This window comes from Streptomyces venezuelae, assembly GCF_008642295.1.
Classification (GTDB): domain Bacteria; phylum Actinomycetota; class Actinomycetes; order Streptomycetales; family Streptomycetaceae; genus Streptomyces; species Streptomyces venezuelae_C.
Genome location: NZ_CP029190.1, coordinates 3,391,601 through 3,407,482, shown reverse-complemented (window position 1 = coordinate 3,407,482; position 15,882 = coordinate 3,391,601). Strand labels below are relative to the sequence as shown.

The window sequence follows — 15,882 nt, the reverse complement described above, 5'->3', positions numbered from 1 at the left end:
GTCCCTTTCCTCGAACCAAGACCATCTGGTCAAGACCGTGTGGTCACGCTATCGCTGACTGTCATAACGCGGGGAGGGGGCACGAAGGTTCCGTCCCGCGTGCGGATGTGCGAAATGAAGGTGACGGAGCGCGCGGCGGGGCGGGACTATGGGGGGCATGCCTGGTCCCTATGTCATCCGCGGTTCGGTCGTGCTGCCCGAGGCCGAGCTCACGTGGCGCTTCTCGCGTTCCTCGGGGCCCGGCGGCCAGCACGTCAACACCTCCGATTCGAAGGCGGAGCTGAGCTTCGACCTCGCCGCCACCTCGGCGCTGCCGGAGGTGTGGAAGGCGCGGGCGCTGGAGCGGCTGGGCTCCCGGCTCGTGAGCGGGGTGATCACGGTCCGGGCGTCCGAGCACCGCTCGCAGTGGCGCAACCGCGAGATGGCCCTGGTGCGGCTGGCCTCGCTGCTGGCGGAGGCCACCGCCCCGCCGCCGAAGCCGCGCCGCGCGACGAAGATCCCCCGGGGGATCAACGAGCGCCGGCTGCGCGAGAAGAAGGCCCGCGCGGAGACGAAGCGGGGCCGCTCCGGCCGCGACTGGTGACCTGACCCCGGCGGCCCGGCACTCATCCGCCGGACGCCCTCCGGCTGCTAGGGTCTGTTGCGAAAGTGGATCTTGTTCGTTGATGATCACGTCCTGTGGGACGTGGGGATCTGACGAATGGCCAGTGGGCCCGGCTTGAGCCGCTGCTGCCGCGGGGCATCAAGCCGGGCCGGCCGCAGGTGTGGACGCGGCGACAGCTGATAGACGGCATACGGTGGCGGACCCGGACCGGTGCCCCGTGGCGTGATGTGCCGGAACGCTACGGGCCGTGGGACCGGGTCTACGACCTGTTCCGGCGCTGGCAGCGCGACGGAACCTGGGCCCAGATCCTCACCCAGCTGCAGGCCGAGGCGGACGCCAAGGGCCTGATCACCTGGGAGGTCAACGTCGACTCCACCGTCTGCCGGGCCCACCAGCACGCCGCCGGAGCGGCGAAAAAGGGGATCTCCAGAAAGAGCCGCCTGGCGGCGTCTTCGTCGAGCCGGCCGACCACGGCCTCGGACGGTCCCGAGGCGGCCTGACCACCAAAATCCACCTTGCCGTCGAGCAAGGGCAGAAGCCCTTGTCGGTGGTGATCACCGCCGGGCAGCGGGGCGACTCTCCGCAGTTCGAGCCGGTCCTGGAGGCAATACGGGTGCCCCGGGTCGGGCTCGGAAGGCCGCGCAAGCGGCCGGACCGTGTGCGGGCCGACAAGGCGTACGACTCCCGGAGCAACCGCTCCTACCTGCGCAGACGCGGAATCAAGGCCACCATCCCCGTGCCCGCGGACCGGGTCCGCAACCGCCTCAAGCGCGGTTCCCGCGGCGGGCGGCCGCCGACGTTCGACAAGGACGACTACAAGCAGCGGCACGCGGTCGAGTGCGGGATCAACCGCCTCAAGCGCCACCGCGCCGTCGCCACCAGGTACGACAAACTCGCCGTTCGCTACGAAGCGACCGTGCTGGTCGCAGCCATCAACGAGTGGCTGTGACCAGCACTTTCACAACAGGCCCTAGGCGCTCAGGTGGCGGTAGCCGCCCTTGAAATAGGTGAGCGGGCGGCCGTCCGACACCGGCACGGAGGCGCTGAGCACCCGCCCCACCACCAGGGTGTGGTCCCCGGCCTCGGTACGGAACTCCGTACGGCATTCCAGCGTGGCCAGCGCGCCGTCCAGCAGCGGTGCCCCCGAGACCTCGCCCCGCGACCACGGCAGGTCGTCGAAGAGCAGCCGGTCGCTGATCCGGCCCTTCATCGAGAACCGCCCGGCCACCTGGCGCTGGCCCTCGGCCAGCACCGACACCGCCCACACCGGCTGTTCGGCCAGCAGGTCGTCCATCCGGGAGCCCTCCCGCAGACTCACCAGCACCAGCGGCGGGTCCAGCGAAACGGACATGAAGGCGGTGGCCGTCATGCCGACGTCCTCACCGCGCGGGCCGTCCTCGGTCAGCGGCGGCTCGTGCGCGGTCACCAGCACCACGCCCGCGGCCAGCCGGGACATGGCGGCCCGGAAGTCCTCGTTGCTCACCCCCTCAGCATGAGGGGTCGGCGGATCGGCCGGCTGAGCCGGTTCGGCCGGCAGGGTCGGTTCGGCCGGTTCGGCCGTCGGGTCGGTACGGGGGATCGTCTTCAACACGTCGGGAACGCTAGTCTCACGCTTCCGTGCCCCGCATCGGACCCCGGTCCGAACCCGGCTCCCGCGGCCTCGGTATCCCGGCCTAGGACCCGCGACCCATCGTTCGCTTCCGGGAATGCGGCGGCGCACCTCCGACCCCGCGAAACCCGTATTTCCATATCGTGTGACTTGAGTCACAGAGGGCAAGATTTGTTGACCCTGTGTACCTGCCGCACAGCTCACTGTGATTCAGTGGACGGGACACCGCAACGAAACGCCGATGACAAACCTGGAGTTGCTGTCGAGGTCTCGGGGAGAGCGAGCAATGGAGACCGAGTCGGAGCCGTACGTCCGTCTTGCGACCCTGCGGCAGCTGCACCAGGTGGTGGCCGAACTCAACACGGCCCGGAGCCTGGCGGACACTCTGCAGACCGTCGTGGACGGCATCGTCGTGGGCCTCGGCTATGAACTCGCCTGTGTCAACCTCGTCCGCCCCGACGGGGATCTCGTCGTCGCCGCCTTCGCCGGCGACCCCGCCGCCGAAGCCCTGATCACCGGCCGGGTCGGCTCCCGCGGCTCCTGGGAACGCCGCCTCTCCATGGGTGAATCCTGGGACGGCCTGCGCTTCATCCCGCACACCGAGGGCTGGGTCCTGCTGGAGGACGACGTGCCCCAGTGGCACACCGACGGCCCCGAGCCCCGCTTCAAGGACGAGTGGCACCCCGAGGACCGGCTGTACGCGCCGATGTACGCCTCCGGCGGCGAGCTGCTCGGGGTCATTTCGGTGGACAGGCCGCGCAACGGACGCCGTCCCGGCGCCTGGGGCCGCGAGGCGCTCCAGATGTACGCGTTCCAGGCCGCCATTGCGATCAGCAACGCCCGGCTGCGCGCGAACATGCAGCGGGCCCTGGTCCGGCTGGAGCGCGAGCAGCAGGCGCTCCGGGCCAGCGAGGAGTCCTTCCGGCAGGCCTTCGAGTACGCGCCCAGCGGTATGGCCATCGCCGAGATGGGCGGGGACCAGCACGGCCGGCTGCTGCGGACCAACGACGCGCTGTGCCGGCTGCTCGGCCGGCCGGCCTCCGTGCTGCGCCGCTACTCCTTCTCCGACCTGGTCCACCCCGAGGACATCGGCACCCTGCTGCGGACCTCGGCCGAGGGCGGCCGGGCCGAGCTCCGGCTCGGCCGCCGCGACGGCACCTATGTATGGGTCTCGCTGCGCAACTCGGTGGTCGCCGATGCCGCCGACGGCCCGCGGTTCCTGCTCACCCACGTCGAGGACATCGAGGAACGCAAGCGGCATGAGCTCCAGCTCGCCCACCGGGCCAGCCACGACTCGCTGACCGGCCTGCCCAACAGCGCCGAGCTGCGCGCCCGGCTCGGTGCCCGGCTGTGCCGCCGTCCGCAGTCGGTGCTGGCCACCGCGGTGGAGGCGCTGGACGCGGCCTTCGAGGAGCGCGGCCGTCCCAGTGAGCACGCCGTGCCGGCCGGCTCCGGTGAGCACGGCTTTAGGCCGGACGGCTACGCCGACCCCTTCGAGTACGCCGGGGCGGGCGCGGGCACGCCGGGGGCGCCCGGGGCCGCGGGCTCGCCGGCGGCGGGCGGCGGCCCGTACGACCACCATGTGCACACCGTGGCCCCCGCCGGGGACCTCGACGACGGCACCAAGGGCCTCGCGGTGCTCTTCTGCGATCTGGACGGCTTCAAGTCGATCAACGACCGGTTCGGGCACCACACCGGTGACGCGGTGCTCATCGAGGTCGCCCGGAGGCTGACGACGGGCGTCAGGGACGGTGACACGGTCGCCCGGCTGGGTGGTGACGAATTCGTCGTCCTCGCCGACGGACTGGGTGCCGCCGATGCCGCCGATCTTGCCGTCCGGCTGCGCAACGCGATCATTCCGCCGATCCGGGTGGACGGCCGTGCGGTGCGGGTGGGGGCCAGTTTCGGCATCGGATGGGCCAGCTGCGGCATGTCCGCCGAAGAAGTGTTGCGCTCCGCCGACCAGCGGATGTACATCGAGAAAAGAAGCCGGTCCAAGGCGCACCGCCGGGCCGGCTGACGCGATCCGCAGCCCGTGGGTGCACGTGTTCGGGGTAGGCTCCCGTGGGTCGAAAGGAGTGACCTGCGATGACCACGCCCGCGAACAAGCCCGAGGACGACGATCCGTTCGGCTACCTCTACGCGGACGGCCAGGCTGCCGGAGCCACCCCGCCCCCGCCGGGCGGTGGATACGGCTATCCCGGCCCGACGGTCGGTGGTCAGCCCGGCGTCCAGCCCGGCGTACCGCGGACCTCGTACAACCAGGTGCGTACCGTCGGTGAGCGGACGTACGGCGGGCAGCGCGGAGCCGTCCCGCCGCAGTCCCAGGCCCAGGCCCAGCCGCACTACGCCGCCCCGGAGGCGATCCAGGCCGGAGGGTACGGCGTGCCCCCGCAGGCACCGCCCCCGCAGTACACCCAGCCGGGCCCCTCGCACGGCGGTCACGGCGGCGGTGGCGGTTCGTCCCGCCGCGGCCTGCTGATCGCGGCCGTTGCCGTGGTCGCCGCGGTGGCGATCGGTATCGGCGCGGCCGTGACCTTCGGCAAGGACGGCGACGACAAGAAGGACGAGACCGCCAACCAGTCCGGCGGCACCAGCCAGAACCAGTCGCCGGGCCCGCAGAACTCGCCCAGCCCGGAACCGAGCACCTCGAAGTCCTCGGCCGCGGCCCTCCCCAAGGGCGACGCGGGCGGCCCGGGCATGGCCATCGCGGGCGGTGCCCAGCTGCAGAGCACGGTGCCCGGCGCGAAGTCCGAGGGCGGACAGTATGTCGGCAACTTCAACCAGGTCGGCGCGTCCGTGACTTGGACGGTCGACGTGCCCAAGTCGGGTGAGTACACGTTCCGGGTGATCTACGGCGTGCCCGGCAAGGACGCCAACGCGACCCTGACGATCAACGGGGCCGCGCAGGGCCGCGCGATCAACATGAAGAACTTTTCCAAGGCCGCCGAGGGTGACTGGGCCAAGGGCTGGACCAACACCTACTCGTACGTCAACCTCAAGCAGGGGACGAACACCATCAAGATCTCCTGCGAGGCCGGCAATCAGTGCGACGCGGTCATCGACCAGTTCTCGCTTTCCAGCCGTTGACCCCTGTGGCGGGTTGAGCTGTTCGCCGCCCCAGTGCGGGCGGCGAACAGCCCGTCGGTCACAGCCCGTCGATGACGGACCGTCAGATGCGGCCCGCCTCAACGCAGTAGATGGCCACCCAGCCGATACGGCCGCCGTATGTGACCTTCACCCAGTCGTTGCCAGACGGCCCGCCACTCCAGCAGCTGTAGGAACCGCCGTCGTTGTTCCGAATGCAGGGCGTTGCCGTGCAAGCGACCCTGGTGCTGGGGTTGTTGATCGTGGCAATCTTCGCCCCACTTGTGCTGGCGGAGGCGCGGATGTTGAAAGGGTGATTGCCGTTCATCCAGACGCCGGCCTCCTCGTCGGCGGCGCTGCTGGAGCCTGCCGTCCCCAGGACTGCCGCTGCAGCGAATCCGGTTGCGACCAATGCGGATCGCAGCTTGTTCTTCATGGGACATCTTCCACTCGTTATCGAACTTCAGTTCTACTCCAGGGGTGGGGCGGACTCTGCCACGGAAGCCCGTATGCTGCCGATTTTGGCCGAAGAGAAGTGGGGATTGGGCTAAATAGCCGCGATGCGTACAGCTGGCAGGAGGCCGGCATAGTCGGCAGAGTCGAACTCTCCCGCCGCCGGGGCCCGGACCGTGGCCGCCGACAGGGCCACCGCCCTGGACAGCCGTTCCGGCCAGTCCAGGCCCTCCGCCAGCGCCGACAGCAGGCCCGCCACCGCCGAGTCCCCCGCGCCCGTCGGATTGCCGGCCAGGGCCTGTGGCGGGGCCGCCTGCCAGGTGCCCTCCGGGGTGGCGGCCAGCAGGCCGGCCGGGCCCAGGGAGGCCACCACCGCGTGCGCGCCGCGCCGACGGGCCGCCAGGGCGGCCGGCAGCGGCTCCCGGGAGCCGGTCAGCTCGGCCAGCTCCGTGGCGTTCGGCTTGATCAGGTCGGGGCGGGCGGCCACGCCCCGGCGCAGGGCCTCGCCGCCGGTGTCCAGCAGGACCGGGACCCCGGCCGCGCGGGCCGCCCGTACCAGCACGGCGTACGCGCCGACCGGCAGGCCCGGCGGCAGGCTGCCGCAGAGCGCGACCGCGCGGGCGGTGCCGAGCAGGTCCCGGTAGCGGTCCTGGAAGCCGGCCCACTCGGCCGCCGAGATCACCGGGCCGGCCTCGTTGAACTGGGTGGTGTCCCCGGTCGTCGCGTCGACCACGGCGACCGTGCGGCGGGTGTTCCCGGCGCAGGGCACCAGCGCGTCGTGGACGCCGTCCAGGGAGCCGCGCAGCAGCTCCCCGGCCGGGCCGCCCGCGAAGCCCGTGACGGTCACCCGGTGCCCCAGCGCGGCCAGCACCCGGGCCACGTTCACGCCTTTGCCGCCCGGGCGTTCGCGTACGTCGGAGACGCGGTGCGAGGCGTGCGGCAGCAGTCGCGGAACGTGGTACGTCACGTCCAGCGCGGTGTTGAGCGTGACGGTCAGGATCATGGCACCCCCGGTCGGTCGGTGCCGGGGATCATGCCAAACGGAGGGCGCGGCGCCCAGCCCCCCGGGGCGGCCGGTCTCCCGGCTCCGCGGGCCGCGCCGCTCCCGACTGCCCGGTCAGCCGAGCGGGTTGACGATCCATTCGCCGTGCCGCATGACTCCCTTGAGGTCGAAGTCCGCGTCCAGGACCACCAGGTCGGCGTACTTGCCCGGTTCCAGCGAGCCGACCCGGTCGTAGACGCCGAGGAGCCGTGCGGGGTTCGCGGAGATCGCCTGGACCACCGATTCGACCGGCAGCCGGTCGACGGTGACGGACCGTTTGAAGGCGGTGTCCAGGGTCAGAGTGGAGCCCGCGATCGAGCCGCCCTCGACCAGTCGTGCGACCCCGTCCCTGACCTCCACCTCCAGCGGGCCGAGGTGGTAGATGCCGTCGCCGAAGCCGGCGGCGTCCATCGCATCGGTGATCAGCGCGACCCGTCCGGCGCCCGCGTGGTGGAAGGCCAGCTCCAGCATGGCCGGGTGCAGGTGGGTGCCGTCGTTGATCAGCTCGACGGTGATGCGCTCGTCCTCCAGCAGCGCGGCGATCGGGCCGGGCGCGCGGTGCTCCATGCCGGGCATCGCGTTGTAGAGGTGGGTGGCGACGGTGGCGCCCGCGTCGATGGCCTGCCGGGTCTGCTCGTACGTGGAGTCGGTGTGCCCGATGGCGGCGATCACCCCGTGCTCGGCGAGCAGCCGTACGGAGTCCAGCCCGCCCGGGAGTTCGGTGGCCAGGGTGACCATCCGGGCGGTCCCGTGGGCGGCGTCGATCAGCTTGCGGACCTCTGCCGGGTCGGGGTGGCGCAGCAGGTCCTCCTTGTGCGCGCCCTTGCGGCAGGGGGAGATGAACGGGCCCTCGAAGTGGATGCCGGCGATGTCGCCCTGCTGGACCAGTTCGGCCAGCAGGCCCGCCCGGCGGGCGAGTTCGTCGAGGTCGCCGGTGACGGTGGAGGCGACCAGGGTGGTGGTGCCGTGCCGGCGGTGGGTGGCCACGCCCCGGAGCACCTCCTCCGGGGTGCCGGAGGTGAACGAGGCCCCGCCGCCGCCGTGGTTGTGCATGTCCACGAAGCCGGGGACGATCCAGTGTCCGGACAGGTCCATGGTCGCGGCGCCCTCGGGTGCGCTGCCCGCGATGCGGTCGCCGGTGACGATGACCCGGCCGCCTCTGACGGTCCCGGTGGGCAGCACCACCCTGGCGCCGGAGAGAACGGTGCTGTGAGCGCTTCCGGACATCAGGCTGGTACCTCCGTGGCGAGTAGATCCCAGGCGAGCAGCCCTGCGCCCAGGCATCCGGCGGTGTCCCCGAGGGCGGCCGGAACGATGTGGGGCAGCCGCTGGAACGTCACGCGTTCCCGGACGGCCGTCCGTAGGGGTGTGAACAAGGTTTCCCCGGCCTCGGCGAGCCCGCCACCGATGATCAGCGTGCGGGGGTCCAGCAGGGTGAGGGCGGTGACGAGGCCGTCGGCGAGGGCGCCGACGGCGGTCTGCCAGACCTCCCGGGCGCGGGCGTCGCCGGAGGCGACGGCCTCGGCGCAGTCGGCGGCGTCCGCGCCGGGGTCGCCGCAGGCGGTCGCCCAGGCGCGGCTGACGGCGGCGGCGGAGGCCAGGGTCTCCAGGCAGCCGTGCTGGCCGCAGCCGCAGGCGAGGCCGCCGGGGCGGACCACGATGTGGCCGATCTCGCCGGCGTAGCCGTGGGCGCCGGCCTCGATGCGGCCGGCGATGCCGATGGCGCCGGCGATGCCGGTGCCGAGCGGGACGAAGAGGAAGCGGTCGGCGCCGCGGCCGGCGCCGATGCGGCCTTCGGCGAGGCCGCCCGTGCGCACGTCGTGCCCGAGGGCGACGGGGATGCCGCCCAGGCGGCGGCCGGCGAGCTCGCGCAGCGGGACGTCGCGCCAGCCGAGGTTGGCCGCGTAGACGGCGATGCCGTGGTCGGCGTCGACGATGCCGGGGACGGCGATTCCGGCGGCCGAGGCGGGCCGGCCGTACCGCTGCGCGCCCAGGGCGTGCAGTTCGGCGGCGAAGCCGAGGATCGACTCGACGACGGCCTCGGGGCCCCGGTCGCGGCCGGTCGCGCGGCGCGCCTCGTGGAGCAGGGAGCCGTCCTCGGCGACGAGGGCGGCCTTCATCCCGGTGCCGCCCACATCGAGGGCGATGACGTGTTTCACGGGTTTCACGGGTGACAGTCTCGCGTGGAGGGAGGGGAAAGGTCTAGTCCATTGGTGGGGATTGTTGAGTAGCCATACAAATTCGGGACCTTGGTCCGGCCCCGGGTCCTGCGGTGGAGCCAAAGTGGTGTAGACCTTATGGGCATCGTACGGACAACCAGGGGTGGAACGAGAGCTGTGCAGGGCCGATACCGAAAGCTGGCCGCAACAGGCGCCGCGCTGTGTCTGACCATGACGCTGACGGGCGCGCTGACGGGCTGCGGAGCCGTCGGCCTCGGACAGGACAACGAGGTGACCCTCCGCGTCGTGGCGGCCGACTACGGGGACAATCCGCAGAACTCCTCGGCCGGCTGGTGGAAGGACCTGGCCACGGGCTTCGAGGCCGCCAACCCCGGGGTCAAGGTCGAGGTGACCGTGCTGTCCTGGTCGGAGGTGGACGCCAAGGTCGCCGAGATGGTCGCCGCGGGCAAGGCCCCCGACATCGCGCAGATCGGCGCCTACGCCGACTACGCGGCCGACGGCAAGCTCTACAGCGCCGACGAACTGCTGTCCGTCCGCACCGAGGCCGACTTCCTCGCCCCGCTGGCCGACGCCGGCACCATCGAGCGGGTCCAGTACGGCATGCCGTTCGTGGCCAGCACCCGGCTGCTCTTCTACAACAAGAAGCTGTTCGCCGACGCCGGGATCACCGGCAAGGACGACGCCATGGACGACGCCAAGGGCGGCGACAAGGACAAGCAGTGGGCGCCGAAGACCTGGGGCGACCTGGAGGCGGCTGCGAAGAAGCTGAAGGCGGCCGGGGTCCAGACCCCCTTCGCGGTCCCGCTGGGCCGCGAGGAGGCGCAGGCCGAGACGATGATGTGGCTGCTCGCGGGCGGCGGCGGCTACACCGACGCCGATGAGAAGTACGCGCTGGACTCCCCGGCCAACGTCAAGACCGTCGGCTGGCTCCGCGACACCCTCCAGGGACAGGGCCTGACCGGCCCGGTCGAACCCGCCAAGCTGAACCGGCAGGCCGCGTTCGACGCGTTCTCGCGGGGCGAGGTCGGCATGCTCAACGGCCACCCCACGCTGATGAAGCAGGCCGAGGCCAAGGGCGTCTCGTACGGCATGGTCCCGCTGCCCACCGTGGACGGGGAACCGCGCTCCGCCATGGGCGTGGCCGACTGGGTGATGGCCTTCAAGAACGGGCACCGCACGGAGTCCGGCAAGTTCCTCGACCACCTGTACGCGGCGGAGAACGTCACCAAGTTCACCGGCAAGTACGGCCTGCTGCCGGTCACCACCAGCGGCTACCGGGCGATGGAGGCGGGCACCGGCGGCAGCGACCCGCGGCTGCGCACCTTCCTGCAGGCCCTGCCGAACTCGCGGCTCTACCCGGTGAACAAGAAGTCCTGGGCCGGGGTGAGCGAGGAGATCAAGCAGCGCATCGGCACCGCCCTCCAGCCCGCCCCCGCGTCCCCGGCCAGGACCCTGGAGGAGCTGGCCTCGGCGGCCCGGGCGGCCGACGCGGGCTGACCGGGCCCGCCCCGGGGGCCCGGCGGAGGTGTCGGACCCCGGCGATATGTTGGACGGTATGACGGACGACGGGCAGCCACTCTCGGAGCGCGAGGCCGCCGTGCTCGCGTACGAGGCCCGCAGCTGGCCCGGGCCCGGCGCCAAGGAGCGCGCGATACGCGAGCACCTCGGCATCACCCCGGTCCGCTACTACCAGCTGCTCAACGCCCTGATGGACGACCCCCGCGCCCTGGCCCACGCCCCGGGCACGGTCAACCGCCTGCGCCGCATCCGCGCCACCCGCCGCGCCCGGCGCTAGTCCGGCGCCGGTCCGGCGTCGGCACCGCGCCGGTCCGGCGTCGGCGGTCCTCCGGAAGCCTGGGCGGGGCCTCGGGCGCGCCGGTAGGGTCGGGGCATGGGGAGCCGTCCGCACAGCCTGCCGATGCCCGTCACCGCCGCCGGACGCGAGGGGCTGGAAGCCCTGCTCCGTGCGCCCCGCCGTTCCGTGGTCGGCCTCGACTTCGACGGCACGCTCGCCGAGATCGTGCCCGACCCCGACCAGGCCCGCGCCCACCCCGGAGCCCTGCCCGCCCTGTCCGAGCTGGCCCCCAAGGTCGGCTCGGTCGCGGTGATCACCGGCCGGCCGGCCGGGGTCGCCGTCCGCTACGGAGGCTTCGCCGGGGCGCCGGGCCTGGAGCACCTGGTGGTCCTCGGCCACTACGGCGCCGAACGCTGGGACGCCGTCACCGGGAACGTCCACGCCCCCGCCGAGCACCCCGGCGTCGCCGCCGTCCGGGCCGAGCTGCCCGGCTTCCTGGACTCGATCGGGGCCTGGCGGGGCACCTGGATCGAGGAGAAGGGCCGCGCCCTGGCCGTCCACACCCGCCGCACCGAGGACCCCTCGGCGGCCTTCGCCGCCCTCCGCGAGCCCCTCGCCGACCTGGCCCAGCGGCACGGCCTGGTGGTCGAACCCGGCCGCGCGGTCCTGGAACTCCGCCCGCCGGGCACGGACAAGGGCGTGGCCCTCACCGAGTACCTGGCGGAGGTGGACGCGGAGGCCGTCCTGTACGCCGGGGACGACCTGGGCGACCTCGCCGCGTACGCCGCCGTCGAGAAGCGCCGCGCGGACGGGCTGCCCGGCCTCCTGGTCTGCAGCGGCTCCGCAGAGGTCCCGGAACTGTCGGCCCGCGCGGACCTCACCCTGACCGGCCCGGCGGAGGTCACCGCCTTCCTCACCGCCCTGGCCCGGGCCATGCCCTGACCGGGCGCCGCGGGCCGCGCGCTGCGGCCCGCGGGCTGCGGGTTACGAGCCGCGGAGGTCCGTCAGCTGGGTGGTGAACCAGGTGGCCGGGGGCATCGCCGTGGCCGCCGCCGCCAGGCGCTTGGTGCGTTCCGCACGTTCCGCCGCCGACATGGTCAGCGCCTCGTGCAGGGCCTCGGCCGTCTCCGACACGTCGTACGGGTTCACCGTCAGCGCGTCCTTGCGCAGCTCGTCGTACGCCCCCGCCCCCGTCGACAGCACCAGCGCGCACCCCGCCTCCGACACCACCGGGATCTCCTTCGCCACCAGGTTCATCCCGTCCTGCACCGGGTTGATCAGCGCCACGTCCGCCAGCCGGTACGCGGCCAGCGAGCGCGCGAAGTCGTCCTTGACGGAGACCAGGACCGGCTGCCAGTCCGCCGTGCCGAACTTCGTGTTGATCTCGTCCACCACCGCCGTGACCGTCGCCGTGTAGTCGCGGTAGACCGCCAGGTCCTGCCGGGACGGGTAGGCCGAGGCCAGGTGGACCACCCGGCCGTGCCACTCCGGGTGCGCGGTGAGGAGCTCGCGGTAGGCGAGCAGGCCGCGGACGATGTTCTTCGACAGCTCCGTGCGGTCGACACGGACGATGGTCTTCCGGTCGCCGACCTCCGCGCGCAGTCCGGCCAGCCGGTCGTCCACCTCGGGGCGGTGGGCCAGCGCGCGCAGCTCGTCCGCGTCCACCCCCAGCGGGTACACGGCCACGTCGGTGCGCCGGTGCCGGACCTTGGACCGGCGGCTCTGCTGGATGTACCGCTCGGCCGGCCCCGAGGGCATCTTCGGCTCGGCGATGCCCCGCTCGTCCTCCAGATGGGCCGCCGACATGAAGCGGTGCGCCCAGCCCCAGGTGTGGAAGCCCAGCCGGTCGGCGCCCAGCATCCCCCACAGCAGCTCCCGCCGGACCTCGTCCGGCAGCATGTCCAGGTGCTCGGACGTCGCCCACGGGGTGTGCGTGAAGTGGGCGATCCGCAGGTCCGGGCGGAGGTCGCGGAGCATGCCCGGGGCCAGGGACAGGTGGTAGTCCTGGATCAGGACCGCCGCCCCCTCCGCGGCCTCGGCCGCCAGCGCCTCGGCGAAAGCCCGGTTGTAGGTCCGGTAGGAGTCCCAGCGGCGCCGGAACTCCGAGTCGAAGACCGGCTCGCGCGGGATGTTGTACAGGCCGTGGTGGGTGAACCAGAGCACCGAGTTGGAGATGCCGTTGTACGCGTCGTCGTAGACCGCCGGATCGATGTCCAGCATCCGTACGCCCGGCTCGGAGACGCCCCGCCGGACCGCCTCGCGGTCGCCCTCCGACAGGGCCGCGCAGATCCACAGGGCCTCCGGCTGCTCGGCGAGCGCCGCCGAGAGCCCGGAGACCAGGCCGCCCCCGCCGCGCCGGGTGCCGAGTGTGCCGTCGTCGGCCAGCGTGTACGAGAGCGGGCCGCGGTTCGCTGCGACGAGTACCTGGGAAGCCTGGGAAGCCATGCGGCCAACCTAGCCCGGCCCGCCCCGGCTCAAACGTCCGTTCCTCCGGCTGCGGTGGAGCTCACGCCACGCGCCGGACCGCGTACTCCTCGATCTCGGCCATCGGCGGCCGTTCCTCCGTGTCCACCGGGTAGGTGTGCGGGACGAACCCCTCCGGGCCGCGCTCGAACTGGGTGAGGACCGGCCGGACCAGATGGCCCCGGGAGAGCCGGACCTGCGCGGTGCGGTAGATGGCGGCGGCCATCCGGCCCAGCGCCAGGCCGTCCTGGTGGCGGTGCAGCCGCACCCCCACGTCGACCTGGGCCAGGGCGTCCAGGCCGACCGTGTGCAGGGCGTCGACCAGCAGGCCGAGCTCCACCCCGTAGCCGACCGGGAAGGGCAGGCGTTCCAGCAGGGACCGGCGTACGGCGTACTCGCCGCCCAGCGGCTGGACGAAACCGGCCAGCCGGGGCCAGTGCAGGTTGAGCAGCGGGCGGGCGACCAGTTCGGTGACCCGGCCGCCCTGGCCGGGAGCGTCCCCGAGCGGACGGTCGTACATGGCCTTGACGAACTGGACCTCCGGGTCGGTCAGCAGCGGGCCGACGATCCCCGAGACGAATGCGGCCGAGAAATCGCGCAGGTCGGCGTCGACGAAGCAGACCACGTCCCCGGTGGTGGCCATCAGCGAGCGCCACAGCACCTCGCCCTTGCCGGGCACGGCCGGGATGCGGGGCAGGATCTCGTCGCGGTGCACCACCCGGGCGCCGGCCTTGGCGGCGACCTCGGCGGTCCGGTCCGTGGAACCGGAGTCGACGACCACGAGCTCGTCAACGAGCGGATGCGGAATCCCCTCTATCAGATCCCGCCGGACCGTCTCGACGATCGCACCGACCGTCGCCTCCTCGTCGAGCGCCGGAAGCACGACACTGACCGTCGTCCCAGCCGCCCGCTTCGCGGAGATCAGCTGGTCGAGCGGCCTGTCGTCGGCTGTCCAGGACCGCCGGCCCAGCCAGCGTTCCACCTCTTCCAGCACCTGCGGCACTCCCTGAATCCGTCCGTTATGTGATCCATCTCGCGGTTCGGACAGCTGTCTCATGCGCCCGTTCCGTCGGTTACAGTCTTGAACAACGCCGAGGACCCTCGCATGCCGGGGGTACTCGCCGACAAATGCCCGGGTGCGCCATAGAGCGCGCGGCCCGGAGCCATACCGCTCATCCAGAGGGGCAGAGGGACACGGCCCGTTGAAGCCCCGGCAACCCTCCAGTCGGTTCTCGCGATTGCACACGTCAGCGAGGTCCCCCGGCTAGGGAAGGTGCCAAATCCGTCTCGTGGCGAAGTGCGCCACGAGGAAGATGAGGAGAAAGGGCCTCGCCACCATGGCTGCACAGACTGTCGCCACCTCTGTCGATCTCGGACCTGCCGTCGCACTCTCCTGTCGTGAGTGCGGCACCCGCTTCGACCTCGGTCCCATTTTCGCCTGTGCCGAGTGCTTCGGTCCGCTGGAAGTCGCCTACGAGCTGCCCACCGGCGACCCGGAAGCCCTCCGCGCCGCCATCGAGGCCGGCCCCGACAACATCTGGCGCTACGCCCCGCTGCTGCCCGTCCCGGCCGACGTCGCCGCCAAGCCGAACCTGAACCCCGGCTTCACCAAGCTCGTGGACGCCGCGAACCTGGCCAAGGAGCTGGGCGTCACCGGCAAGCTCTACGTCAAGGACGACTCCGGCAACCCGACGCACTCCTTCAAGGACCGCGTTGTCGCGATCGCCGTCGAGGCCGCCCGCGCCTTCGGCTTCACCACCCTCTCCTGCTCCTCCACCGGCAACCTGGCCGGCGCCGTCGGCGCCGCAGCCGCCCGCTCCGGCTTCCGGTCCTGCGTGTTCATCCCGTACGACCTGGAGCAGGGCAAGGTCGTCATGGCCGGTGTCTACGGCGGCGACCTGGTCGGCATCGAGGGCAACTACGACGACGTCAACCGCTTCTGCTCCGAGCTCATCGGCGACCCGCTGGGCGAGGGCTGGGGCTTCGTCAACGTCAACCTCCGCCCGTACTACGGCGAGGGCTCCAAGACCCTGGCGTACGAGATCTGCGAGCAGCTCGGCTGGCAGCTGCCCGACCAGATCGTGATCCCGATCGCCTCCGGCTCGCAGCTGACGAAGATCGACAAGGGTCTGCAGGAGCTCATCAAGCTGGGTCTGGTCGAGGACAAGCCGTACAAGATCTTCGGCGCCCAGGCCGAGGGCTGCTCCCCGGTGTCCACCGCCTTCAAGGCCGGCCACGAGGTGGTCCGCCCGCAGAAGCCGAACACCATCGCCAAGTCCCTGGCGATCGGCAACCCGGCCGACGGCCCGTACGTGCTGGACATCGCCCGCCGCACCGGAGGCTTCGTCGAGGACGTCAACGACGAGCAGGTCGTTGACGCCATCAAGCTGCTCGCGCAGACCGAGGGCATCTTCGCCGAGACCGCGGGCGGCGTGACCGTCGGAGTGACGAAGAAGCTCATCGAGAATGGGCAGCTCGACCCCGCTCTGACCACAGTGGTCCTGAACACCGGCGACGGCCTCAAGACCCTGGAGGCGGTGGCCGCGGACAGCGGGCAGACCGCCACCATCCGGCCGAGCCTGGACGCGTTCCGCGCCGCCGGCCTGGCCTGACGGCCCGACCCTCCCCCTGCACACCGGAAAGGCAGTA

General features: G+C 72.1%; 15 protein-coding genes and 1 riboswitch. Of the genes, 8 read left to right on the top strand and 7 right to left on the bottom strand.

Annotated elements, in window-relative coordinates; all coding sequences use genetic code 11:
- Positions 1-148: 148 nt before the first annotated feature.
- Positions 149-583, top strand: a complete 435-nt coding sequence (gene arfB, locus DEJ50_RS14860) for an alternative ribosome rescue aminoacyl-tRNA hydrolase ArfB (RefSeq protein ID WP_150208499.1) — start codon at positions 149-151, stop codon at positions 581-583.
- Between the two features lie 95 nt (positions 584-678).
- Positions 679-1,553, top strand: a protein-coding gene (locus DEJ50_RS14855; RefSeq protein WP_223837762.1) for an IS5 family transposase whose coding sequence is annotated in 2 segments (ribosomal slippage) — positions 679-1,066 and positions 1,066-1,553 — 876 coding nt in all. Because the reading frame shifts where the segments join, the coding sequence is not laid out codon by codon here.
- A gap of 21 nt (positions 1,554-1,574) precedes the next feature.
- Here DEJ50_RS14855 and DEJ50_RS14850 read toward each other — a convergent pair.
- A complete protein-coding gene (locus DEJ50_RS14850; protein WP_150212142.1) occupies positions 1,575-2,060 on the bottom strand; it encodes a flavin reductase family protein in 486 nt (161 codons plus the stop codon).
- 439 nt (positions 2,061-2,499) lie between these two features.
- On the opposite strand from DEJ50_RS14850, the gene cdgB reads away from it, so the two are divergent.
- Both cdgB and DEJ50_RS14840 read left to right on the top strand, forming a co-directional pair.
- Complete coding sequence (gene cdgB, locus DEJ50_RS14845) at positions 2,500-4,233, top strand: diguanylate cyclase CdgB (RefSeq protein ID WP_150208498.1); 1,734 nt, start codon at positions 2,500-2,502, stop codon at positions 4,231-4,233.
- A gap of 68 nt (positions 4,234-4,301) precedes the next feature.
- Complete coding sequence (locus DEJ50_RS14840) at positions 4,302-5,303, top strand: CBM35 domain-containing protein (RefSeq protein ID WP_150208497.1); 1,002 nt, start codon at positions 4,302-4,304, stop codon at positions 5,301-5,303.
- 82 nt (positions 5,304-5,385) lie between these two features.
- Here DEJ50_RS14840 and DEJ50_RS14835 read toward each other — a convergent pair whose 3' ends face one another.
- The 4 genes from DEJ50_RS14835 to DEJ50_RS14820 form a co-directional block, all read right to left on the bottom strand.
- Positions 5,386-5,736, bottom strand: coding sequence for a hypothetical protein (locus DEJ50_RS14835; RefSeq protein WP_150208496.1), 351 nt, complete (start codon positions 5,734-5,736; stop codon positions 5,386-5,388).
- 111 nt (positions 5,737-5,847) lie between these two features.
- Positions 5,848-6,756, bottom strand: coding sequence for a 1-phosphofructokinase family hexose kinase (locus DEJ50_RS14830; RefSeq protein WP_150208495.1), 909 nt, complete (start codon positions 6,754-6,756; stop codon positions 5,848-5,850).
- Between the two features lie 114 nt (positions 6,757-6,870).
- Positions 6,871-8,022 (bottom strand): N-acetylglucosamine-6-phosphate deacetylase, encoded by a 1,152-nt coding sequence (nagA, locus tag DEJ50_RS14825; RefSeq protein ID WP_150208494.1) that lies wholly within the window; start codon positions 8,020-8,022, stop codon positions 6,871-6,873.
- Entirely contained in the window at positions 8,022-8,954 is a 933-nt protein-coding gene (locus DEJ50_RS14820) for an ROK family protein (protein ID WP_150212141.1), read from the bottom strand. Before DEJ50_RS14820 ends, nagA begins: the two co-directional genes overlap by 1 nt.
- A gap of 231 nt (positions 8,955-9,185) precedes the next feature.
- Here DEJ50_RS14820 and DEJ50_RS14815 point away from each other — a divergent pair, with 231 nt between their 5' ends.
- From DEJ50_RS14815 to otsB, 3 genes are all read left to right on the top strand, one after another.
- Complete coding sequence (locus DEJ50_RS14815) at positions 9,186-10,472, top strand: extracellular solute-binding protein (RefSeq protein WP_223837761.1); 1,287 nt, start codon at positions 9,186-9,188, stop codon at positions 10,470-10,472.
- 58 nt (positions 10,473-10,530) lie between these two features.
- A complete protein-coding gene (locus DEJ50_RS14810) occupies positions 10,531-10,770 on the top strand; it encodes a DUF3263 domain-containing protein (protein ID WP_150208492.1) in 240 nt (79 codons plus the stop codon).
- Between the two features lie 96 nt (positions 10,771-10,866).
- On the top strand, positions 10,867-11,712 hold the full coding sequence (gene otsB / locus DEJ50_RS14805; protein WP_150208491.1) for a trehalose-phosphatase: 846 nt from the start codon (positions 10,867-10,869) through the stop codon (positions 11,710-11,712).
- Positions 11,713-11,754: 42 nt separating this feature from the next.
- Here otsB and DEJ50_RS14800 read toward each other — a convergent pair whose 3' ends face one another.
- Both DEJ50_RS14800 and DEJ50_RS14795 read right to left on the bottom strand, forming a co-directional pair.
- Complete coding sequence (locus DEJ50_RS14800; RefSeq protein ID WP_150208490.1) at positions 11,755-13,215, bottom strand: trehalose-6-phosphate synthase; 1,461 nt, start codon at positions 13,213-13,215, stop codon at positions 11,755-11,757.
- Positions 13,216-13,276: 61 nt separating this feature from the next.
- Entirely contained in the window at positions 13,277-14,227 is a 951-nt protein-coding gene (locus DEJ50_RS14795; RefSeq protein ID WP_150208489.1) for a glucosyl-3-phosphoglycerate synthase, read from the bottom strand.
- A 175-nt stretch (positions 14,228-14,402) separates the two neighbouring features.
- Positions 14,403-14,553, top strand: a riboswitch (SAM riboswitch).
- A 17-nt stretch (positions 14,554-14,570) separates the two neighbouring features.
- Between DEJ50_RS14795 and thrC the strand changes: the two genes are divergently transcribed.
- Entirely contained in the window at positions 14,571-15,845 is a 1,275-nt protein-coding gene (gene thrC, locus DEJ50_RS14790) for a threonine synthase (protein WP_150208488.1), read from the top strand.
- Positions 15,846-15,882: the final 37 nt, after the last annotated feature.